The organism is Mesobacillus sp. ABV4_180, from assembly GCF_056158485.1.
On record NZ_JBSWTJ010000001.1, the window covers coordinates 2,348,137 to 2,371,251 of the forward strand.

At 42.4% G+C, this 23,115-nt stretch carries 21 protein-coding genes; 4 read left to right on the forward strand and 17 right to left on the reverse strand.

Translation table 11 applies throughout. From position 1 onward, the window contains the following. Positions 1-3 precede the first annotated feature (3 nt). The 3 genes from hutH to ACXAEA_RS11995 all read right to left on the reverse strand — a co-directional run bounded on the left by hutH (position 4) and on the right by ACXAEA_RS11995 (position 2,971). Positions 4-1,527 carry a histidine ammonia-lyase gene (gene hutH, locus ACXAEA_RS11985; protein ID WP_475096110.1) on the reverse strand — a complete coding sequence of 508 codons (1,524 nt, stop codon included), beginning with the start codon at positions 1,525-1,527 and terminating at the stop codon, positions 4-6. A 101-nt stretch (positions 1,528-1,628) separates the two neighbouring features. Further along, complete coding sequence (gene hutP, locus ACXAEA_RS11990) at positions 1,629-2,063, reverse strand: hut operon transcriptional regulator HutP (RefSeq protein ID WP_475096111.1); 435 nt, start codon at positions 2,061-2,063, stop codon at positions 1,629-1,631. A 323-nt stretch (positions 2,064-2,386) separates the two neighbouring features. Beyond that, on the reverse strand, positions 2,387-2,971 hold the full coding sequence (locus ACXAEA_RS11995) for a branched-chain amino acid aminotransferase (protein ID WP_475096112.1): 585 nt from the start codon (positions 2,969-2,971) through the stop codon (positions 2,387-2,389). 185 nt (positions 2,972-3,156) lie between these two features. Here ACXAEA_RS11995 and ACXAEA_RS12000 point away from each other — a divergent pair, with 185 nt between their 5' ends. Both ACXAEA_RS12000 and ACXAEA_RS12005 read left to right on the forward strand, forming a co-directional pair. After that, positions 3,157-3,903, forward strand: coding sequence for a CotY/CotZ family spore coat protein (locus ACXAEA_RS12000; protein ID WP_475096113.1), 747 nt, complete (start codon positions 3,157-3,159; stop codon positions 3,901-3,903). Between the two features lie 243 nt (positions 3,904-4,146). Further along, positions 4,147-4,962 (forward strand): CsxC family protein, encoded by an 816-nt coding sequence (locus tag ACXAEA_RS12005; RefSeq protein ID WP_475096114.1) that lies wholly within the window; start codon positions 4,147-4,149, stop codon positions 4,960-4,962. Positions 4,963-5,005: 43 nt separating this feature from the next. Here ACXAEA_RS12005 and ACXAEA_RS12010 read toward each other — a convergent pair whose 3' ends face one another. The 3 genes from ACXAEA_RS12010 to ACXAEA_RS12020 all read right to left on the reverse strand — a co-directional run bounded on the left by ACXAEA_RS12010 (position 5,006) and on the right by ACXAEA_RS12020 (position 8,112). Beyond that, positions 5,006-6,115, reverse strand: coding sequence for a hypothetical protein (locus ACXAEA_RS12010; RefSeq protein ID WP_475096115.1), 1,110 nt, complete (start codon positions 6,113-6,115; stop codon positions 5,006-5,008). 118 nt (positions 6,116-6,233) lie between these two features. Then, on the reverse strand, positions 6,234-7,013 hold the full coding sequence (locus ACXAEA_RS12015) for a CsxC family protein (RefSeq protein WP_475096116.1): 780 nt from the start codon (positions 7,011-7,013) through the stop codon (positions 6,234-6,236). A 331-nt stretch (positions 7,014-7,344) separates the two neighbouring features. Beyond that, complete coding sequence (locus tag ACXAEA_RS12020; protein WP_475096117.1) at positions 7,345-8,112, reverse strand: CsxC family protein; 768 nt, start codon at positions 8,110-8,112, stop codon at positions 7,345-7,347. A gap of 203 nt (positions 8,113-8,315) precedes the next feature. Here ACXAEA_RS12020 and ACXAEA_RS12025 point away from each other — a divergent pair, with 203 nt between their 5' ends. Both ACXAEA_RS12025 and ACXAEA_RS12030 read left to right on the forward strand, forming a co-directional pair. Then, on the forward strand, positions 8,316-9,506 hold the full coding sequence (locus tag ACXAEA_RS12025; protein WP_475096118.1) for a ParM/StbA family protein: 1,191 nt from the start codon (positions 8,316-8,318) through the stop codon (positions 9,504-9,506). A 5-nt stretch (positions 9,507-9,511) separates the two neighbouring features. After that, positions 9,512-9,886 (forward strand): hypothetical protein, encoded by a 375-nt coding sequence (locus ACXAEA_RS12030; protein ID WP_475096119.1) that lies wholly within the window; start codon positions 9,512-9,514, stop codon positions 9,884-9,886. 89 nt (positions 9,887-9,975) lie between these two features. Here ACXAEA_RS12030 and glsA read toward each other — a convergent pair whose 3' ends face one another. From glsA to ACXAEA_RS12085, 11 genes are all read right to left on the reverse strand, one after another. Then, complete coding sequence (gene glsA / locus ACXAEA_RS12035; protein WP_475096120.1) at positions 9,976-10,902, reverse strand: glutaminase A; 927 nt, start codon at positions 10,900-10,902, stop codon at positions 9,976-9,978. Between the two features lie 127 nt (positions 10,903-11,029). Continuing rightward, complete coding sequence (locus tag ACXAEA_RS12040) at positions 11,030-11,305, reverse strand: hypothetical protein (protein ID WP_475096121.1); 276 nt, start codon at positions 11,303-11,305, stop codon at positions 11,030-11,032. Then, positions 11,275-12,702, reverse strand: coding sequence for an ABC1 kinase family protein (locus ACXAEA_RS12045; RefSeq protein ID WP_475096122.1), 1,428 nt, complete (start codon positions 12,700-12,702; stop codon positions 11,275-11,277). The genes ACXAEA_RS12040 and ACXAEA_RS12045 overlap by 31 nt, the downstream gene beginning before the upstream one ends. Positions 12,703-12,717: 15 nt before the next feature. Continuing rightward, the gene (locus ACXAEA_RS12050; protein WP_475096123.1) at positions 12,718-13,101 is read right to left on the reverse strand and encodes a phasin family protein; all 384 of its coding nucleotides are present in this window, start codon (positions 13,099-13,101) and stop codon (positions 12,718-12,720) included. 149 nt (positions 13,102-13,250) lie between these two features. Continuing rightward, positions 13,251-14,516, reverse strand: coding sequence for a LysM peptidoglycan-binding domain-containing protein (locus ACXAEA_RS12055; protein WP_475096124.1), 1,266 nt, complete (start codon positions 14,514-14,516; stop codon positions 13,251-13,253). A gap of 120 nt (positions 14,517-14,636) precedes the next feature. Continuing rightward, complete coding sequence (locus ACXAEA_RS12060) at positions 14,637-17,213, reverse strand: DEAD/DEAH box helicase (protein ID WP_475096125.1); 2,577 nt, start codon at positions 17,211-17,213, stop codon at positions 14,637-14,639. 109 nt (positions 17,214-17,322) lie between these two features. Beyond that, positions 17,323-17,703 (reverse strand): hypothetical protein, encoded by a 381-nt coding sequence (locus tag ACXAEA_RS12065; RefSeq protein ID WP_474835881.1) that lies wholly within the window; start codon positions 17,701-17,703, stop codon positions 17,323-17,325. A 180-nt stretch (positions 17,704-17,883) separates the two neighbouring features. Beyond that, positions 17,884-20,556, reverse strand: a complete 2,673-nt coding sequence (gene ppdK, locus ACXAEA_RS12070) for a pyruvate, phosphate dikinase (protein ID WP_475096126.1) — start codon at positions 20,554-20,556, stop codon at positions 17,884-17,886. Next, positions 20,556-21,374: a pyruvate, water dikinase regulatory protein gene (locus ACXAEA_RS12075; RefSeq protein ID WP_475096127.1), complete on the reverse strand. Its 819-nt coding sequence runs from the start codon at positions 21,372-21,374 to the stop codon at positions 20,556-20,558. The genes ppdK and ACXAEA_RS12075 overlap by 1 nt, the downstream gene beginning before the upstream one ends. Positions 21,375-21,388: 14 nt before the next feature. Continuing rightward, complete coding sequence (gene ccpN / locus ACXAEA_RS12080; protein WP_475096128.1) at positions 21,389-22,039, reverse strand: transcriptional regulator CcpN; 651 nt, start codon at positions 22,037-22,039, stop codon at positions 21,389-21,391. Between the two features lie 275 nt (positions 22,040-22,314). Then, complete coding sequence (locus tag ACXAEA_RS12085) at positions 22,315-23,076, reverse strand: exodeoxyribonuclease III (RefSeq protein WP_475096129.1); 762 nt, start codon at positions 23,074-23,076, stop codon at positions 22,315-22,317. Between the last annotated feature and the right edge of the window lie 39 nt (positions 23,077-23,115).

Sequence of the window (23,115 nt, forward strand, 5' to 3'; positions counted from 1 at the left end):
GGTTTAAACAAGGCTTGCTTCTTCGTTCCTTACAGCTGTCCACTGTCTATTATTTTTTTTTAGCCATTCTGTAAGTTTTTCAATGTCTTCTGAAAAAATCCTGTCTTCTGTAATGGATGGGACTATTATTCTTGCATCTTCGTAAAATGCCCTTGTCTTAGAGGACATCTTGTCAATTCCGCGGTATTCGACTGCCTGCATGGCGCAAATGCACTCAATTGCAAGCACGCGCCTTACGTTTTGGATGATGCTGTAAGCATGACGGGATGCAATCGTTCCCATGCTGACGTGATCTTCCTGGTTGGCTGACGATGGGATAGAATCTACACTTGCTGGGTGGGCAAGCGTCTTATTCTCTGATACAAGAGACGCTGCAGCATATTGCATGATCATCGCACCTGATTGAAGCCCTGGCTGCGGACTTAAAAATGGCGGTAGATCATTCAATTGCGGGTTCACCAGCCGTTCAATCCTTCGTTCAGATATGCTGGCAAATTCCGCAACAGCAATCTTCATGAAATCCATTGCAATCGCAATCGGCTGGCCGTGAAAATTACCACCGGAAATCACTGTTTCACCACCATCAAAAATCAATGGATTGTCGGTCGCCGCATTCATTTCAATTTCTAGCTTTTCTTTTACATAATCAAGCGCCTGCCAAGATGCTCCATGTACTTGCGGGATGCACCTTAGGGAATAAGCATCCTGTACTCTTTTTACTCCCTGTCGTGTTGTCAGCTGGCTTCCTGACAGCAAATTCCTCATTCGCTCTGCTACTGCGATTTGCTGCTTATAGCCACGGGCTTCATGGATTGCGGGATGGAAAGCGTCAATAACACCCTCAAGCCCCTCCATTGTAAGAGCGGCGATCCATTCTGATTGGAAAGCGAGGTCATTGGCTTCAATCCAGTTAACAACACCCATTGCTGTCATTGCCTGGGTACCATTAATCAAGGCGAGTCCTTCTTTCGCTTGAAGAACGACAGGCTCAAGGCCTTCCAATTTATATGCCTCTGCTGTCGTACAAACATTTCCCTTGTAAAAGACTTTTCCTTCACCCAGCAGCACTAGTGCCAGATGGGAAAGTGGCGCCAAATCACCTGAAGCGCCAAGAGATCCCTGCTGTGGTACTACCGGATGGATTTGCAGATTGATTAACTCCTTGAGCCTCTCGACAATCACTGGCCTGATTCCTGAAAAACCCTTTATCAACGCGTTTAGCCTAAGGAGTACCATTGCTCTTGAAACAACTTCAGGAAACGGCTCACCAACTCCGCACGCATGGGAACGGATCAAATTTAACTGCAAAGCGTTTACATCTTTTTCATCAATCACAACATCGCTGAATTTCCCGAAACCTGTATTGATTCCATAGATCGTACGCTTTTCAGCTACGATTTTTTCCACCGCTGCCCTGCTTTCTTCCACCTTACGCATACTTTCCGGGCTTATGGCAACAACCTCTTCCTGGTAGCAGACTTGCCTGATTTGTTCTAATGTTAATGTTTCTCCTGTCAAAACAACCATTTTAGCAACCCCCTTATTGGATAAAATAAAAAGGAGACGACAATGGCATATTTAAACCATCATCGCCTCCTACTGACTTATGGACTATAGGCAATGTAAAACTATATGTGATTAATTCCTAATCCAACTGTTTCATGTTCAGAACCTTTAACAGGAGCCCCTATCGTTCCATAGAACGCTACGGCAATCCATTCTCCTTCGCCTTTTTCAGCAAAGGGCGTTCCGCGCACGACGGCAAATCGAAGGCCGACTGTCCGGCTCATATCGCCGATGGCCAGGTGACCTCTTGTCACACCTTCCATGCCTTCCATGATCGCATGATAAAGCGCATGAGTTTCACGATATAAACTTGGATGAATGATCCCATGGCGTTTGGCTGCCGTTTCCACTGCGGAAATCACTTTTTGCATATTCATCGATCCAACCTTGCCAATACAATACTTAACATCTTTTAGAGATTGGTTAAAGAAAAGCATCTCTTCTTCTGTTAATGAGGCAAGCAGCATCGCTGTTTTACCAATCGCACTTTTGCTCATGAAAATCCCCGATTTCTGAATTTTTACTATTAACTAATAACTAATACTAATTTTATGTGCCCGCATGGAACATGTCAACCGTTTTGGGAAATTTTAGTATTCTAATATAGTAGTATGATGCCATGCTAAAGTATAGAAAAGCGTAAGCGCCTTGGTCAGCCCCGACAAGCGTTGGAGGGCCGACCGGTGAAGTCGTTCTTTGACTTCATTGGGCGGACCGAAACGTCTCGAGGGGCTAGGCGCTGCAGCTGGACATTTCTCGAAGTTAATTTTGTAGTTTCTTACTATTTTAAAAAAAAGCGCCATCAAGGCGCATTATTTACTTAATGCCTGTTTTCAACTAATTCAGCGAGCCTGAACAGGAATCTGTAGATGAGACTATAAGCTTCGCCAATTGTGAAATCATCTCGAAATCCTTCAAGATTATTCAGGGCGAAGTTAAGGCTCCATAGGCCTTCATTTCCATCAAACATCAAGTCATACCGACTACCTTCTCCCTGGATATTCTCATTCAAATATGACTTGATCGCTTGCTCATATTTTTTTTGAAGTTTCAAGCCCAGCATGACATCGTAATTTCCAAAGACATCATCCTTTTCGAAACTGACAGCATCTACACCAATCATGTTAAACCATTCTGATTCCATGTACATGAATTCGTTTTTATTCTCTGAAAAATAACCAATTGGCTTTTTCAGAAAATCGAATGATTCTTCTCCAAGGAATTCCTCGGTTTCTTTGTTTCCTCGTTCAATATAGGCTTTTGCAAAGCGGTCTTCAGATGACAGTTCATTAACCGGGATGTCTGTAAGCATACCATGACGTTCAGCATATTCTCTTTCTTCTTCAGGTAAACCAACAGCACCATTCGCCGCTTTTAGATAAGCCTCAATCTGTTTTTTTAACATAACTGCAATTCCTCCAATTTCTATTTGCTGCTATTAATATTGAATGGAATGTTAAGAAATAGCAAATTTTCTTCAACGGTTTCCCCATAATTTTCAGTTATATAGTCACATCCCCATACAAAGCAATGCTTTTCCCCATATCCTGATAATACATCACCATCTATAAGAAAGGAGAGGCACGTTTTATGAACTACTATCATGAACATGACGATGATTGTGGATGCAAAAAAGATAAAATGAAGCATGGGGATAGGGATAAACCTAAAAAGCATGATAAACACAAAGACAGGGTTGAACATGATTTCCGCGATCATCACAAAGACCGTGATCATCATAAAGACCGTGATCATCACAAAGACCGTGATCATCATAAAGACCGTGACCACCACAAAGACCATGACCACGATTTCCATGACTGTGGATGTAAAAAGGACCATGATAAGCATTCCCACAGCTGTGTTTGTAAAAAGGTAAGGGATATTAATGAAGCACAGCATGAAGTAAGCAGAAAAAAACACGGCTGTGATGTAAGCTGTGACAAGTCAATAAAAGAACTTCTTCATCAATGCAAGCAATCAGACTTCGATACGATTCCTTTTAAGTTATTATGCGGCTGCAGCAAAGGTGATTGCGAGACTTTTGTCGGTACTGGCGTAGTCAAGATCAATGGGTGTTTCTATGATATCAAATCTACTTTTTTCCGCGTTGCTGATTTTGTTAAAGGCTCAAATTGCTGTGCGATTCTGGAGCTTCTATGTCCAGATCGGTGCGAAGGAAAGCATCACGGTATTGAGGGTTTCATCCGGACAGGAGCCTGCTTTGAGGTTGATTTAAAGGATTTTGTCGGGATTACCTGTTTCCCGCCTGTTAAAGCGAAGAAGATGGATCCATCAAAGCTATTATGCTCTGGCAACAGCAAGCGCCCCAAATAAACAAAGTCATCTTCTGTTACAGAACCCCCGTACTTTGTCGGGGGTTCTGTCTGTTTCTATTAATCAGCACTTGTCCCGTATTCTCTTATACGCGGACATAAAAATAAAATATGTGTGATTGCCCTCTATCATTCGTCTATTCATTTGCTCATGTACTGGCATATAAAATAGTAAGTCAAAAGAAAGAAACGGAAATCATCTGTTTCTTACTGCTTTTGATTATAAAATAAAGGAGTGAAAAAAATGAAGAAAAATACAGGTTGCAATTCGCACCATGGCTGCCCGCCACAGCTTTCTTGTGATAAAGCAAAAACGTTTCACGTAGATTGCGATGCAGATTCCTTCTATCCTTATGGCAATCATCTAAAATTCCCAGTCGTTGACGTTGATGTGGCATTAGCAGAAGTCGAATTACAGGTTGAAGTAGAAGCCAATATCTATCTTCCTACTGCAGCTCGTGAGATCAAGCACATGCGCAGGAACGTAACTTTGACTCAGTGCAAGGCAATCCGATCTGCCATGGATTACAAAAAGGTAAAACTCTATATTTCTGGTGTTGTCCACAAAAACATCCAGTATGTAGAACAATGCAGCGGCTTGCTGAAGGACTTCAGCGTAGACGTTCCATTTACTTGCAGTGACGCTGTCAAGGTCTTCAACTACCCTGATTTCGAAAACCTGAGCCAAAAGAACACTGTTTATGAAAGAAGGTTCATCGATAAAAAAGGACATGGCGCTGACAATTGCACATCTGGAGCATTTACGTATGAATTCTACAATGAGCCAATCGAATGCAAACTTCTCGCTTCCTTCGTAAATGACCTAGATTTATTCAAGGATTTTGACAACTGGGGAAGATTCAACCGCATCACAGAAAAGATGGAAGTTGGTTTATTCTTCAAATTGCTTCAGAAGCAACAGGTAAATTTACCACATAAAAAATATGGCGAGTATGAAGAGTCTTCATCATCTTCTTCTGAGTCAGGGTATGAAATGGAGTACCAGCAGAAGACTATGAAGGAAAGAATGAGCGATTTAACTAAACGCCATCAAGGTTAAATAATCAGGGTGTCTCAATTGTGAGGCACCCTCTGATTTATTTTCACATAAGCAACTTTTCCAAATCCAGACATTGCTTCTGAAAAAGATCAATTTGCATCCTTGCCGTCCCCTGCACCAAAACCCTGTCATTATTTATGAACTGTTCATTCCAGACACAGTGCAAATTAGATAAATGAAAATTCACCTTTTCAACCAGACTCTCTTTGTATTCGCGGGTAAATCCTGCTTCCATACCTAGTGGTGATGTAAACATATACTCCTTGCTGGCTTTTGATGAAAGTTCCGGATGATGCGTCCATTTGACTGGAATGATTTTTTTCCACGGAATATGGATCTTGATTGAATGCATTGTTCCGGTATCATTACTGCATACATAATCGATTGTTAAAAGAAGAACCCCTTTTGTAAATAAATTTGCTGAAGGCAGCAATACTTCTGCATCGATTGAATGCAGCGAACATTCTACATTCGATACAGATGATATTGGCCTTGAAAGATTGAATGTATCAAATATATCCACTTCCAGGTCGACATGAGCTAGATGGATTGGTAAGCGCACCTTTGTGCTGGCTGATTGATACTCCCTTCCCCTATAGGCAGCAGTAGCTAATTTAATTGAATCCTCGTGATAACTTGACGATTCAAGTTGATATTCCTGTGTTTCCTCGTGACTTTCTTCTAAGGAATCATACTCATCTAGACCACTATAATCTTTATTCATCGCAGCTGATAACTCATGCTCATCCAGGAAAATCAACTCTTCTGACTCCGAGGATTCTTCTGAGCTTTCAAGTAGCTCGTGAATTTTTTCTTCTTCTGGAAAATTTCCAACTGATTCTAATTGATCAGGAGTATCATCATCGTACGAATCTTCCATGGTAACACGTTTTTTAAATGGTTTTTCTTGCACGCTTTTTATTGCAGGTGGGGCAAGTATTAAAGGCTTACCTGAGCGATTGCCTCCCACTCTCGGCCGGGTGACATTGTCGTTAACAAAACGGCTATTTGCAAGATCTTGCTCAATTTCCTCAAAGACTTTTTCCATTTCCTGATCGCTTGTTTCCGGCATTGATGTTATTCCGGTATTTCTCCAATTTCCTTGAAACAGGTTCATTTCATGAAACGTTCTATTTCCATTTTCCATGTTCATTGGAAGGTACTGCGTTTTAATGCATCCTTTCCCTACCCTCCTTTCACACTTCTTCGTTAAAACACAAAGGGGCATATACTATGGAAAATTAGTATAATACCCCGCATTAGCTTAAATGTTATTCTGATTCGTCACAGTAATCTGGATCATTTGTAGCTGAAGACACGCGGATTTGCTGATTTTGCAGGACGCGGACAGTGAAATCGATTACCATCTTTTCTTCGATTGTCTGGAAAAAACCTTCGTCAATCGGTGAAGATGTAGGAAGCGGCTGACGGTCAATCGCTTCATCCCATTCAATGATCTGGCTGGACACCAATTCGCAGAATGGCAATTCATTATAATGCTGGCAGCTTTCCTGATGGAATTGAGATAAATCGCTAGTCAGCAATTCATCCTTTTCCGGGAAGCCTGTAGACAATGGTTTTGATACAAAGAAATCAAATTCCTTACGGTTGTTCACCTGTGGCATTACCGGGTGAGACAGGAAGTGTTTAATCTCAGTCACAACCTGGAACGGAATGTCGACAGTATAAGAATGCAAGTCAGAAGCAACTGACGTAGATGATGATGCTTCTATTTCATGGCTAGGACTTGCATATTGGATATTCTTCCTGACAAATCCTTTAATGAACAATTTATTAGTTGGCAATAAAAGTCTGCATTGCGTCAATTTAATCCTTTTCTTGATATCCTTGATTTCAAGGACTGGCTCTGGAAAATTGATGATTGTATCCAGGTTCACATGCAGCGTCAATTCCGCAAGAACAACAGGAACTTTTGTAACAATCTTTCCTAAGCTTACATGTGGGTGATGATGGTGAGGCTTGCATTCAAATTGATCCTTTGAAGGCTTACACTCAAAATCGGGCTTTTTATTTTTATCTAATTCAAACATACATGGCTCCTCCTTAAAACTCCTTAGAGTGAAGATGGTCTATACTATGCACCATGATGATATGGGTCTAGGCATATGCCCGTATACACAAGGGAAATTTGAGGCAGGTACCCATTGACATCCCTTAATTTTCCTGGGATGTACATGCCAAAAGCCAATGGCAAAATTTTTTTATATCTTTTTTTGCTTCTATTGTTAATTAACAAAAAGTATTGATCATGAATATGTATGGAACATAAAGACGAAAAAACATGGCGGCTCCAGAATCTTCTGGACTTCGCCATGCTTTTGTCGTCGTTCAAATTCCGTATTATTAGAATTCTGCTATTAATTAATCACCATCGAATAAATCAGAGATATCAATTTGCTGGTTTTGATAAACTCTTACTCGGAACTGCAGGAATGTTTTTTCAATGATCGTTTGGAATGTTCCTTCTTCGAAAGGTCCATTATTAGGCAGCGGATAACGGTCGATTGCTTCATCCCATTGAACAATGCTGCTCTCCACCAATTCACAAAATGTGATCGGGTTATAGTTCTGAGTGCTTACCTGATGGAATTGAGACAAGTCGCTTGATAATAATTCGTCCTTTTCAGGGAATCCATGGCCAAGCTTCTGAGCTCTGAAGAAATCAAATTCATCACGAGTGTTCGCTACAGGCAAAATTGGTCCTCTAATGAAACGATCCCGTGTCAGGACAGTTACACACTCAAAAGGAACATCAACAGTCAAAGAGCGCATTTCTGATGATACACAATCGCTCTTAGCGTGAAGGCAAGGTGTAGCATACTGGATATTCTTCCGGATGAATCCTTTGATGAACAACGGGACACCTGCTGCAGGGAATGTTGTCCCTAGAAGCAATCTACATTGGACAATTTTCACCCGCTTCTTAATATCTTTAATTTCAAGTACTGGGTCTGGGAAGTGGATTTCCGCAACAAGATGATCTGTTACTCTGACATCAGCCAGTGTTATCGCAAGGTTGGCAAGAGGTCCTACTCCAGCAGGAACCGCCCTAACATTTTCGCATTCCGGCATTGAAGCAGATTTATTCACATTCACACAACCACGTGAACCTTTATGGTCATTAGTCATTCATATTTCCTCCTTTTAAATTTCTTGTACAATTTATCCTATTCCTTCTAGTTTTTTTGGCATAGATAAATTAATCAGAACAAACGCGGATTTTTGCTATTTTCCGAGATTTCTTTCCCATTTAAATTTCATTCTTCTAATACAATGGGTACTTGCACAATTGAACATGCCTATTGCATAGAATTCAAAAGGAGGAGGATAAAATGAATAATTATAATTTCTTTGCTGTCGATATAGGGAACAGCTGGTATAAAGTTTTGGCCTCTGATCAAGGGGAACTTAGCGAATACCAGATGCCCAATGCGATTGCACTATACGACGATGAATTTTACGAAAGGCCCTATGACGAAGAAGATATTGACCTCGAGGAAAATTTGATCGTAGAGGTAAAAAGCCCGGCGGTCATGAACAAAAGAGAAATTTTTTACGCAGGAAAATCTGCTGCAAAACAGAGGAACGTCAGCTTGACTGCAAGCAATAATCAAAAAGCCGACGAAGAACGCACATATATACTTCTGTTTGCCGCTGCAGCCTATCACGCTTCAATTATCAATCCCGATGACATTGAAATAAATTATACGATCGATCAATTAGCTGTTTCTCTTCCAACTACGCAATATAAGGAAAAGAAAGAAGTATTGAAGCAAAGATTGATTGGAAATCACTCGGTCATCCTCCACAAGGTGGCCGGGATTCCAGAGCCGAAGGAACTGACTGTCAAGCTTCAGATTAAAGATGTCATTGTCGGTGCAGAAGGAGCCTGCGCTTATCTTGGCTTAATCCGCGATATCGACACACTTGCCATCAAAGACGACAGCCTTGTCAAAGATTCCAAAAAAGGAATCATCATCGGAGACCTCGGCGGTGACTCAGTTGACTTTGTAGGAATCAAGAATAATAAACCAGTGGCTTCTGTAGAAGGGGACCACTTCGGTATCAATTTATTCCTTGATACCATCATTAAAAAAGTGAGCAAGAACGAACTTTATACATTTGACTCTAGGTCCGAACTCGAAGAAAAGCTTTCTGCAGGACAGTCAGAATGGTATGTCGAACCTTTTGCAGGTGTCAGGAAAGATATCAGCAAGTATGTAATTCCGCAATTACGGATCATGGCGATCAAATACCTTGAGCATTTCGACCGGGCCAGAAGCAGTTCGAGTGAAATCAAGGGAGCCTCACGATATATTGCCGTCGGCGGTGCTGCAAAGCTTGCACAAAAACAAATCCAGGAAGCCGCAGTAAGATGGTCTGAGAAAGGCCGTCCGATCGAACTGACTTTTCCTGAAAATCTGGAAAAACTGAATGTCTTCGGACTCATGATTTTAGCCAAAATGAATCAACTTAAAAAACAACATGAGAATACCGAGGAACTAATTTCCGTTGAAGGATGATCGGTATGTCAAACACTTATACGGATTACGTCAACAAGATCGCGATAACTGTCCCCGAAAGATATATTGATGTCAAGACTGGTGAGTCTTACACTATTTCACCCAAAATTGTGGATCAGATTGAATACCATGCAGAAAACAGCACACTTAGCCATTTGGTTCTATCTGCGCTTCACCATTACCTGAGCCCCAAACCGGCTCTGAATGGCGGCTCTGCTGAAATCTTACAAGAGCTTGCAGAAATCAAGTCGATCCTTGAAAATGGTGTTTATCAAATCAGGCCAGCGGTACAGCCAAGGACACCTAAGGATCAAACAGATGCAGCGAAGCTGCTCAATCTGAAGGAAATTGAGGATATTCTCGAAGCCTTTGGGGGATAGTTGAATGAAAAACGAAAACAAGGACGGTACATTTGTACGCGTCCTTCACTTTTTTAATTTACACATTTTATTTCGTGTTTTTCGAGCTCCTAAAACATGCTCATCTTATATCTCGCTGACATCATCTCCAACAATTTTATCCCACCTATGCTGTTCCCTTTTTCATCCAGTGCCGGACCCAGAATCCCTATGCCGAACCGATTTGGAACAGACCCCATTATTCCGCCGGATACCCCGCTTTTTGCCGGTATTCCGACACGGACTGCGAATTCCCCGGATGCATTGTACATTCCGCAAGTAACCATGAAAGTTTTGCATAATCTCGCAACATGGGCCGGAATCAGCCTTTTGTTTGTGACTGGATCAAGTCCATCCATGGCAAAAACGCAGCCAATACGCGCCAAATCCAAACAGTCCATTTCTATCGCACATTGCCTTGTATAAACCTCCAGCAATTCTTCGACATCTTCTTCTATGACCCCATGCTGTTTCATGAAATAGCAAAGAGCTCTATTCAGATCGGAAGTTTCATATTCTGATTGGGCAACTTCTTTTGAAAAACCGATAGATGAATTCCCAGCCAGTTTTTGAATAAATGATAGTATACGGTCAAAACGATCATTGGGATGCTCCCCTTTAATCATATGAGTAACAGCAAGTGCTCCTGCATTGATCATGGGATTTAGCGGTTTGGAAGGACTGAATTCCAGTTTGATGATTGAGTTGATTGGGTCTCCAGTAGGTTCATAGCCAACTTTACTAAAAACCTTATCTTCACCGTAGTCCATTAATGCGAGTGCAAGTGTCAGCACCTTGGAGACACTTTGCAATGTAAGTTTCTGCTGTACATCCCCAGCAGAAACACATTCGCCGTCATTATGAAAGATTGCTACCGATAATTCTTCAGGATGAGCCTTTGCCAGTGCAGGAATATAATCGGCTACCCTTCCGGTCACTGTATACTTTTTAGCTTCCTTAACAAGTTCATGCAATTCGTCAGTTCTTCTGCAAGGCATGCTTATTTCCTCCGTAAACTATAGGATTAACTATAATTACCATTGCCCTTAAGCACCGCATTTAGCCCTACACAGACCATAAAATTAGACGATGCTATTCGCACCGCCCGATTTAGTGATTACACTGTCAAAACCTTCCTGATTTAAGTATTGAATAGATAATCCACAAAAACATGCCAAAGGCAATGACGAATCCTATTTCAATTGCCGGAACACTGGTAAGGACGGTATTGTTCCCAAACGTGGCACCTACAATCAATCCAAGGACCACGATGCTAAAGGCCAGCAAAGTTAAACTAAAGGAAACCTGGTTGCTGATTCGATCAAATTTATGAAGGATACGGTTAATTTCAGATAAGCTTATTTCAAACTTTAAATCCCCTTTTGAAGTTTGCTCCAGCACATTCTCGACCTGTTTCGGTATATTAGTGAATGTTCTGTTAGGTCCTCCGCTTTATTCCAAAGCCTTTTTCCTGTTTTTATCGGGTCATACATTTCTCTCATAAGCTGTTCCCCATATGGTTTTGCAAGTTCGATCATATTAAGGCTGGGGTCCAATTCCGCTATGATTCCTTCAATTGTAATGAGCGCTTTTCCCATCATCGTCATTTCTTTCGGAAGAATAATTTGGTGTTCCTGCGCTGCTGCAAACAACTCTTTGACAGTCAGTCCTAAATGAAGCCCTTTTTGAGAGGAATGTTCGATCGTTTTCCTGATTCCATCGACATGATCGTAGAAATGCTGTTCATCTATATCTGTCGGCACATACGCCATTCGGAAAATCGCCTTTACGATTCGGTGGGTATCCTCTTGCATGATTCCCATCATCATCGTGGCCGTATCATATCTCATGCTTGCCGAAAGGCTTCCCACTTGGCCAAAATCAATGAACACAATCTGCTGCTTCTCCGGGATATAGAGAATATTTCCAGGATGTGGATCTCCATGAAAGAATCCTTCCTTTAAAATTTGGGTAATAAACGCACTGACCAGAGAGTCCGCAATCCGTCTTTTTTCATCTTTTTCTGCAATGATATTAACTAGCTCATTTAGTTTGATACCCTTGATCTTTTCCATTGTCAGAATCTGCGATGTAGAATAATCATGATACACTAGCGGTACTTTGATCGATTCACAATCAGAAAACTGCCTTTGGACCATGTCCGTATTAAGCGCTTCTTCGGAATAATCCAATTCCCTGCGAATGGACTCGGATAATTCTTCCACCATATCCCTGACATTGTAATATTGCGCCCAATCGTACCGCTGCTCAATTAATCTGGAAAGATCCTTCAATATTTCCAGATCAGAATCAACTACCTGTTTAATTCCTGGTCGCTGGATTTTCACCATGACTTCCACTCCAGAAGGAAGGACCGCTTCATGAACCTGACCGATCGAAGCTGCAGCTGTGCATTCTTCGTTAAAATAATCGAAAATCTCCTCCACCGGCCTGCCAAACTCAGCCTGGATCTTTTCTTTTATTTCCTCTACTGGAACAGGCGGTACCTGGTCCTGCAGCAGCTCCAGTTCCCTGACAATTTCCGCAGGCAATAAATCACTTCTGATGCTGAGCAGCTGGCCAAGCTTTATGAATGCAGGGCCTAATTCCTCCAGCATGCATCTGATACGATGGCCAGCTTCTCTTGTATTTCCGTTTTTCACTTCAGCCGTTATCCTGTCTCTTAAAGAAAGGACCTGAAACAGACCGACTTCGTCCAGCACATATCCAAACCCATACTTTACAAACAATGAAGCTATTTCTCTATATCTATTTAAACGTCTCAAACGATCTGTCAACATTCCATCACCTTATTATTCCAAGTCTTTTGAAAAACCAGGTGGAACATTCTCCATTCCTAGCTCCATTTCATCTATATCCTTATTTAAGCTGCTGTTTCGAAGATGAGTTATTTCATCTCGCAGCATGACAAGCTGTGCCTGCACATGATCTAGTTCTTCCTTTGTCACGAATCCAAGCTCATTGAGCTGACCTTTGACCATTTTCCTGAATTCCTGGTTCCACTCATCACTTTTTGATTCACCTTTTTTAAAAAAATCATCAAAAATGGTATCTGCCTCTGCCTGAGTCATATTACCTTTCTCAACCAGCTTCGTAATGGTATCATCCAACTTTTCCTTTCCCGCAACAGCAGCACCGATTCCCAGCAAAAAGCCACTTTTTAAAAAATTGTTCATCGTGAAGCCTCCTTTTCTCTAATACGATTACCTACCTAATACCCAAAAAGCAGTTTATTCACACAAATAAAAAGACACCTGCTCCTTTTTAGAAGCAAGTGGAAAATATCTGATAAAACTCTTTTATCTATCTTTAAGCAAAAAACCTATTAAGATTTTAAAATATCAATTTTTTCTAAATACGCCCAGTTTTGTGGTGCTGGCATGCTCAGCTGCCAATAAGTTGTTCCATAGAGCTGATAAAGGTCGACTAACCTGTATTTCTCGATATAGCTGCGAATATCTTCAAACCAGACGATATGTTCTTCTGTTCCTTTCCAATATCTGAACCAGGGGGATTTGGCAGCTGCGTCAAACTGGATGACCGTACCTGTGGATATGGCAAGATTTTGCGCATCCAGGACTGAAAGTGCTTTGTATTGATTGGTTGAAACGACTTTGTCATGCCCATAAAGGGGTAAGGCGATTTGCATTTTTTCCCGAGGAATCAGAGTAAGGGAATACCGTATCACAAGAGCCAGCCACCATAAGGGTGATACAGGATCTGGCGGGCCTCCCGGGTAGCCGTAATCAATTGTCATGACGGCAACAATGTCCGCAATCTCTCCGATTGTTTTATAATCGTAGGCTCCAATAATTGGATTGGTAGGGATATCTTCTGTTTTCGCGTGTACGTTCACGTGTAAAATAAGATTACCCATTGCTGCCTTCAATTCCCTTAGGAAGGAATTAAAATCTTCTCTGTTTGGCGGGGGAATGAACTCCAAGTCGACACTAATGCCCCCATATCCCCTTGTATTAGCGAGGTTCACGAGACTGGCAACCAGGTTTCCTCTTAATACAGAGTTCCCCAATACATTCCCAGCTAATTCTTTGCTGAAACCCGAACCTTTTGTGTTCTGGATTAATAATAACGGAATCACATTCAATTCGTTGCTTCTTCTGACGATTGAGGTATCATCCATGCCTACATAAGCATATCCTTGGTCGGTAAAGGAGTAAGCCGCCACCGCCAGGAAAGTCAGCTTTGGCGCGAGTGCTTCGAGTGTTGCCAGAAAGGTTTGAGGGGAACTCGGTACAATAAAACCGAGCGTGGCCATTTGCGGTTCTATAGGGGATGGAATATTAATATTCTGGCCAATATACAATCTGTTGGGGTCAAGCCCAGGATTTGCGTTCAAGATACTATTGACGCTTGTATTAAACTGGACCGACAGTTTCCATAAGGTATCGCCAGCCTTAATTTTATAAAAGCGAACAATCGGCTGTTGATCAGGGATGTAGAGCGCCAAGCCGGGGATAATTAAACTGGCGGAAGGGAGCCCATTGACATCGATTATGTTTTGGATGGTGACACCATATGTTCTTGCAATAGACCAAAGGGTTTCTCCTGCTCTCACGACATGGACAGCCATGTGATCACACCTTTTTAAATAATCTCACTATCCATCTTATGGCGGATCACCGTTTATATACTACTGTCCCTCATAAAAGAAGCAGTGCTCTCAATTCATAAGAGCACCGCTTCCTGTTAGTCATCTCCATCTGTCCCGTGAATCAGACCGGTTCCTGTACCTTGCCGAGTGGCAGGGATCACAAATTTGATAAGGGGAATCGACATGGATACCTTTACCGCAAAGTCTGCATTTCTTTTTATAATTCTTCACTTCTGACTTTAAGAATTCATGAACATCATCGCTCAATCCGGTTCTAAGCCTTTCCCAATATACAGCCTCTGTCCTCCGGTCAAGCTTATATAAAAACAACAAATGCAGGCCGATTGCCTTATATGAAAGTTCGAGTTCTTCAAGTGTCACTGTCTTTACAACAGGCTCCGGCAGGTCTTCACCAGAGATAATTGCCTTGATTGTTTCAAGCCATTGTTCAATCAGGGCAGGCTCTCTGGATGAAAATGGCAAGTGGAGGAAACCATACAATTCCATCATTGGCAGTCTCGCTTCGATTTCAGTATTCCGCACATATTCGTACAGATCCCTTTCTTCCGTTAGGGATGCTTTTTTCGTGCCCCTTGGACTCTCGAATTTATCCCAAAGCTCAAAGAAGACAGCGAGAGAACGGTGATATTTCTGAAATCGTTCAAAGATTCCTGAGGTTGGTGCAATGGAAAATATTTCAACTGGATGATCTTCCTTTTCAAGGAGCTTTGTCATCAGGCTGATATCCGCTGTAAATGCAACCCGACCGACATTATAAATGCCCTTCCTTCCCGCACGGCCCGCTATTTGCTTCACTTCCTGTGACGTTAATCTTCGTCTTCTCGTTCCATCAAACTTCTCATTTTCCAAGAATACGATTCGCCTAATTGGCAGGTTCAAACCCATCCCAATCGCGTCTGTTGCGACTACAACAGTTGTTTCCCCTTTAATAAATCGGTCAATTTGCTTCTTTCGCGTCTCTGGAGGCATACTTCCATAAATCATGCTTACCTGCCGTCCGCTATTTTGCAGCTTTGACGCATTCTCCAATACCTGTTTACGGGAGAAACAAACAAGCGCATCTCCTTTCTTTGTATGATTAAGACTAAACTCTTTGTTCTCAACTTGCAGAGGAATATCGCGGCTATATTCATGTATTTCCGCAACTCCATCACCGAGGAGGTCCAACATCATCTGTTTAATATTCACGCTGCCAATGATGTGCACTTCTTCAGCATTTGCTTTCGTGATTGCTTTAAACCAGGAAAAGCCTCTGTCTTTATCAGCAATCATTTGGGATTCATCAATCACGACTACATGATGGAAATCCTTTTCATGAAACATTTCTACAGTACAGGAAGTATGGTTCGCCCCTTCCACTGACTTTTCTTCCTCACCCGTTTTCAGCGAGCATGGAACACCTTCTGAATTGAGCTTTTCATAGACCTCCAGTGCCAGCAGGCGCAGAGGCGCAAGATACAAGCCACTTTCTGCCGCCTTCATCCTTTCAAGTGCATGGTGAGTTTTCCCTGTATTGGTCTCTCCGATATGCAAAATATAACGTATATTCCTCCTGAGGGAAGGATTATATTCCCTGCCGAAGATATCTTCCAGCATCCGAGCCTCTTCTGCACGCTTCCGCTCTTGTTCTGCAGCTTCCTCCGCCTTCCTTCTTTCCCTTTCCATCAAGTCATGTTCATATAGATCACGATGGATTTTTTCATCAAAAACAGTTTCGGATAGCTCCAAAAGATCGTCTATGTACTCTTCTTGAAGTTTATACAGGAATCCATCTATAAACGCTTCAACTGTATCATGAATAATCCGCTTCGTCTCAGAAACGGAGAGCCTGTCTTCAAATACCTCTTCATAAGAGTTAATCACATCTTCCGTAAGGTTATTCAGGACTTGTTCTGCTCCTATAAGACTGAAGTAATCCATCACTCTGTTTTCAAAATGGAATTGGTAGGTTTCATATTCAAAATAATACCGTCCCCATTGTGCTGTCTGATGGATTTGACCTGTCAATTCATCAAAAAAATCAGCCATAGTTCGGTAGTCTTCCGGCTCAAAGGCTCCGATTTCCGTTAACCTTTCCTCAAGCCTGTATGTATCAAGATCCTCGTATCTCGGATTCTCCTTAAATACTTTCTGCAATTCCTTTGCCATCTCATGCCTGATCCTCAAGTAAGCCAAATCCTGGTACTCATTTAAAACCTTATGTGCTGCCTGATGGATTTTCTCTTTGATCAACGCTCTCTTCTCAAGCAGACGGTCTTCCTCTGCTTTTTTCAAGTACCTTTTCCGTGCCCGGCCATATAACTCACGCCATGTTTGCTCGATGTTTGAGGATTTAATCCACTCTTCCGTATCAAAGGGTTCATAGTCCCTCACTTCGTTCCTGAACAACTTATTGATCAACTTCCGGTCTACACCTTCTACTGTAAAACCACGTTCACTCAAAAAAGATTTCTTGTCACGCTTTGAGAAGTCATTCGTCGACTTCGTCAGCCAGACATTCAGCCAAATTTGATTGATATAATTACTTCTTGTATTTAAATATTCCTCGAAATCGGGCAAGTCTTCCTTTTCTCCAAGGAACATATCGATGTCTTCCTGAATTTTAATTTTTGTGTTTTCTACTGCTTGCTGATGGATTAATTCAATTTGTCTCATCTCTGAACCCCTTAATATCGGTAAAATATATACAAAAGGCCGCACAAAAAATTGTGCGAGCCCTTCCATTTTTTCTTATTCGTTCATCGTAATTGAGGAACGGCCTAATTTATGCGTTCTTTAACTGCAGCATATCCACAACCTTGTTGAAAACCATTTGATCTTCTTTTGTAACACTTTTAGGTTTGATCGGGGATACCGGTTTTATCTTCTCATCGTTTTCGACACGAAGTATTTCCAGATAAAAAGGTGTAGTTTGTCGATTACCCTTCAGGTATCCTTTGAGGATTTTCATCTTATCTGATGTTCCTGTAAATACACTTTCATAATCCCACTCAATTTCGTTGCCATACCTCGAATCCATCTTTTCCTTTAGAGCAAAGGCTTCTGAAACAGCTTCATGGGCTGTCGAAAAAAATGATTGCGTTCTTCTTAAGCCTTTCTTCTTGCTGCCATCCCCTGCATTAGCCTGGTATAATTTCATGTTCATTTCCTTCATCCTTTCTGGTTGGTCTCACGCCTTCTAACGGTGAGTCGTAACACCAGAAGACCTAAGGATTTTACTTACATGACTAGTATACCCTTTTTTCCATGAGTTACCTATTGATAAGGTAAATCCTTCATATTATGAAAGAAAGAGCGTGTTTTGGTCACACGCTCCTCGAATAAATTATTTAGTTGTGACGACTTCTTTTTCGTTATTTTTCTCATGGCGGATTGTTGCCTGAGCAGCTGCCAAACGGGCCAGCGGTACACGGTAAGGAGAGCAGCTGACGTAGTCAAGTCCTGCAGTGTAGCAAAATTCGATCGAGCTCTTTTCTCCTCCATGTTCACCGCAAATACCTGTCTTCAGACCAGGCTTTGTCTGGCGGCCAAGCGTTACACCTGTCTCAACCAATTTGCCGACTCCCTCACGGTCGAGCACGGCGAATGGATTTTCTGGCAGTACTTTTTGTTCAATATATGCTTGAAGAAACTTGCCTTCTGCATCATCACGGCTGTATCCAAATGTTGTTTGTGTCAGGTCGTTCGTGCCAAATGAGAAGAAATCAGCTTCCTGGGCAATCTGGTCAGCTGTCAAGGCTGCACGTGGAATCTCAATCATTGTCCCAACAGTATACTGAAAATCCTTGCCTGTTTCTTCTTTGATGCTTTGTGCTGCAACATTGACTAATTCACGCATTTCTTTTAACTCATTTACATGTCCTACTAATGGAATCATGATTTCAGGCTGGACTTCAATCCCTCTCTCCGAAAGGTTCGCTACTGCATAAAAGATGGCTCTGGCTTGCATCTCATAGATTTCAGGATGGATCATGCCTAAACGGCAGCCACGGTGACCCAGCATTGGGTTGAATTCATCAAGCTGGCGCACTTTTTTAAGCAATGCTTCCTTTCCCTTAAGTTCCTTTGATTCTGGATCAAGTATTTGCAGCTTCGTAATCTCTACTAGTAATTCTTCCTTGTCAGGCAAGAACTCATGAAGAGGCGGATCGAGCAAGCGGATCGTTACTGGAAGCCCCTGCATGACTTCAAGGATTCCTTCAAAATCTCCCTGCTGCATTGGCAATAATTCATCAAGGGCAAGATTGCGCTCTTCAAACGTTTCAGCCAGGATCATCTTCTGGACAATCGGCACCCTTGCCGCATCCATGAACATGTGCTCAGTACGGCATAAACCAATACCACCTGCCCCAAATTCAAGCGCCTTTGCAGAATCTTCAGGATTATCAGCGTTCGCACGCACTCCTATTTTTCGTTCTTCGTCAGCCCACGAAAGCAGAAGCTGGAACTCATCTGAAAGCTCAGGCTCAATCATCGGGATCTCACCAAGCATGATTTCTCCAGTTCCGCCATCAATCGTAATGATGTCTCCATGGTTCACTACCACTTCACCGACGCGGAATTGTTTCTCATGAAGATCGATCTTCATCGCCTCGCATCCGCAGATACATGCTTTACCCATGCCTCGAGCCACAACAGCAGCATGACTTGTCATTCCGCCGCGGCTTGTAACAACCGCCTGTGCTGCGATAATGCCGTGGATATCATCCGGAGTCGTCTCTGGACGGACGAGGATGACCTTCTGGCCTTCATTCGCAAGCAGCTCTGCTTCATCAGCATCGAATACAACCTTGCCTGTTGCGGCCCCTGGTGAAGCTGGCAGTCCTTTGGCCAGCTGATTCCGTTCGAAATTCTCATCGATCCTCCGGTGCAGGAGCTGATCAAGCTGCTCAGGGTCCACACGAAGCAATGCAGTCTTTTTGTCAATGATTCCTTCCTGGACTAACTCTGTTGCAATTCGGATTGCCGCCTGGGCGGTACGCTTTCCGGTGCGTGTCTGCAGGATGAAAAGCTCTCCACGTTCTACAGTGAATTCAATGTCCTGCATGTCTTCATAATGGTTCTCAAGCCGTTGGCATGTCTCAACGAATTCCTGATAGACTTCAGGCATTTCATCTTTTAGTGTCTGGATTGGCTGAGGTGTACGGATACCCGCTACCACATCCTCCCCTTGGGCATTGATCAAATATTCGCCATATAGGATGTGTTCACCGGTAGAAGGATCGCGTGTAAACGCAACACCTGTGCCTGAATCGTCACCCATGTTCCCGAAGACCATGCTCTGGATATTGACAGCAGTTCCAAGGTGGGAAGGAATTTTATTCAGACGGCGGTAGACAATCGCGCGCTGATTGTTCCATGAATCAAATACAGCGTTGACCGAAAGAAATAATTGCTCTTTTGGATCCTGAGGAAATGGCTTTCTCGTATGTTTTTGCACAATTTTCTTATATCCTTCTATTACTTCCTTCCAGTCCTCAGCTGTCATTTCTGGGTCAGATGCATATCCTTTTGCTTCACGTTTTTCTTCAAGGAAACGTTCGAAAAAGAACACATCAACATCAAGGACGACATCACTGAACATCTGAATAAAGCGACGATAAGAATCGTACGCAAAACGAGGATTGTTCGTCAGACTGGCCATGCCTTCAACTGTTTCGTCGTTCATTCCGAGATTCAAAACTGTGTCCATCATCCCCGGCATGGAGAACACTGCGCCAGAGCGTACTGATACAAGCAGAGGGTTTTCAGGATTTCCAAGCTTCTTGCCTGTTTTCGTTTCAAGTTCCCCGAGCGCTTCAAGAACCTGCGCCTGGACTTCAGCAGGAATCGTTTTGCCTGCTTCATAGTAAGAGTTGCAGGCTTCAGTGGAAATGGTGAAGCCAAACGGTACAGGAAGGCCGATACGCGTCATTTCCGCCAGGTTGGCACCTTTCCCTCCAAGAATTTCCTTCATCCCGCTGTTTCCTTCATTAAAAAGATAAACAAATTTAGACATCAGCCAAAACTCCTCTCACTTTTTAAAATATCAAGTATCAACCCTGCAGTTTCTTCAATTGCCTTATTGGAAACATTGATGACAGGACAGCCAACACGTTTCATTATTTTTTCCGCATAATCAAGCTCTTCAAGAATTCGTTCATAGCTCGCGTAATTCGCCCTTGCACCCAGCCCCAGCGCCTTCAGCCTTTCGGTCCTGATTTCATTCAGCTTATCTGGCGAGATGATGAGTCCGACACATTTGCTCCTCGGAATCTGGAACAATTCATCAGGCGGCTTGACTTCAGGCACGATCGGAACATTTGCCACTTTGTACCGTTTATGTGCAAGATACATGGACAGCGGTGTTTTGGAGGTTCGTGAAACGCCGACCAAAACGATATCCGCCCTTAAAATCCCCCGTGGATCTCTGCCATCATCGTATTTCACGGCGAATTCTATCGCTTCGATCTTCCGAAAGTATTCATCATCAAGCTTGCGCATCATTCCTGGACGATGATTCGGCTCCTTGTTGAACTTTTTTTCAAAGGCGTTCATGAGCGGGTTTAACAAATCAACTGCATAAATCCCTTCCTCCTGGGCCCTTTTGTCAAGATAAGCCTTTAAAGACGGAACGACGATGGTGTATGCGATGATGGACTGAACTTGTTTCGCCACAATGATGACATCCTCAATGTCCTCTTCATCCTCAACATATGAATTCCTTCTTATGTCAACCTGGCCGCCGTTAAATTGTGTCGCCACGGCCTTTACTACAAATTCTGCTGTTTCCCCGACGGAGTCGGATACTACATAAACAACTTCCTTCATATCCAAAATACGCTCACTTCCTAGACAGATTTTTGCTCTGCGATTTCAAGATAAACCCTCGTAATAGTCGTTTTTGTAATTCGCCCAATGACCTCATATGTATCTGGCTTCCCGTTGAGTTCCCGGACGACAGGGAGTGAATCAATTCGATTTGTCACCAGCTTATTAGCAGCCTGAAGCAGCGTTTCCTCCGGTTTGACTGTAATGATGTTAGGCATCCTTGTCATGATGACGCTTACAGGCAGATCCTCGAGATTTTTGTTCCCGATAGCTGCCCTCAATAGATCTTTTCTTGAAATAACCCCAGCCAGACATCCTTCAGAATCCACCGCGTAAAGGGTCCCTACATCCTCAAGGAACATCTGGACAATCGAATCGTACACGGAGGAGGATTTCTGAACGACGATCGGGTGGCCTTTGTAATCATTGACCCTCAGATCAAGAATTGCTTTCGCGTTCAGCTTCGTCTCTTTTTCTTTATTGAAAAAGTAGCCAACTCTTGGTCTGGCCTCCAGATTCCCTGCCATCGTTAATATCGCCAGGTCAGGACGGAGAGTTGCGCGAGTAAGCTTTAGCTTTTCAGCAATCTGCTCACCCGTGATCGGGCCATCTTCCTTAACAATCTGAACGATTTCTTCCTGTCGTTTTGTTAGTTTAATAGAACTTACCACCAACGTACCCCCATTAATAATGACATTACATTATCAAGGAATTTTTAAATGTGTTATCCTTATTGTCTTATAGTATATAACATTTAAGCGGAAATCAAAAGAAAAGGTTTTAATAATTCTTAAATTCTTTTATAAAAGCGATGTAATGCTTTGTGATTAAGATATACTCATAAGCTATCAAGCTTGAATTAAGCCATACTGTTTCTTTGAGCCAATAAAAATGAAAATGAAAAAAAAAATTCCCCCGGACAATAACCCGGAGGAATAATAAGACGTCATTCTGTTATGTTAAGTTCCAATGTTACAGGACAGTGGTCACTTCCCATAACGAAGCATTCGGTGCCCGCTTCCACAATTGAAGAGGCCAGTCTCTCTGAAACAATGAAATAATCAATGCGCCACCCGATATTTCTTTCTCTTACCTTATTCATATAAGACCACCATGTATAGACTCCTTCAGCATCAGGATGCAGGTAACGGAAGGAATCAACAAATCCGCACTCAAGGAGTTCGGTCATTTTTCCCCTTTCTTCGTCTGTGAATCCAGAGTTGCCTCGGTTGGGTTTAGGATTTTTCAAGTCGATTTCGTTGTGGGCGACATTCAAATCACCGCATAGGATAACTGGTTTCTTCTGGTTTAGTTCAAGCATATAGTTTCTTAATTTATCTTCCCAGGATAACCTGTATCCTAGTCTTGCCAGGTCGCGCTGGGAATTTGGTGTATAGACATTCACAAGGTAAAATTGTTCGAATTCAAGTGTGATTGCCCTTCCCTCATGATCATGTTCAGCAGAGCCAATCCCGTATTGTACAGAGATAGGCTTTTCCCTTGAAAAGACAGCTGTACCAGAATACCCTTTCTTCTCAGCATAGTTCCAGAACTGATGGTACCCTTCCAGTTCAAGTTTAATTTGGCCTTCCTGCAATTTCGTTTCTTGTATACAGAAGATATCTGTGGCCGTTTCATTAAAGAAGTCCAAGAAACCTTTGCCAGTACAAGCTCTTATTCCATTCACATTCCAAGATACTAATTTCATTTTTCTCTCCTTTTCCCTGACCTTGATCCAATTCCAAAT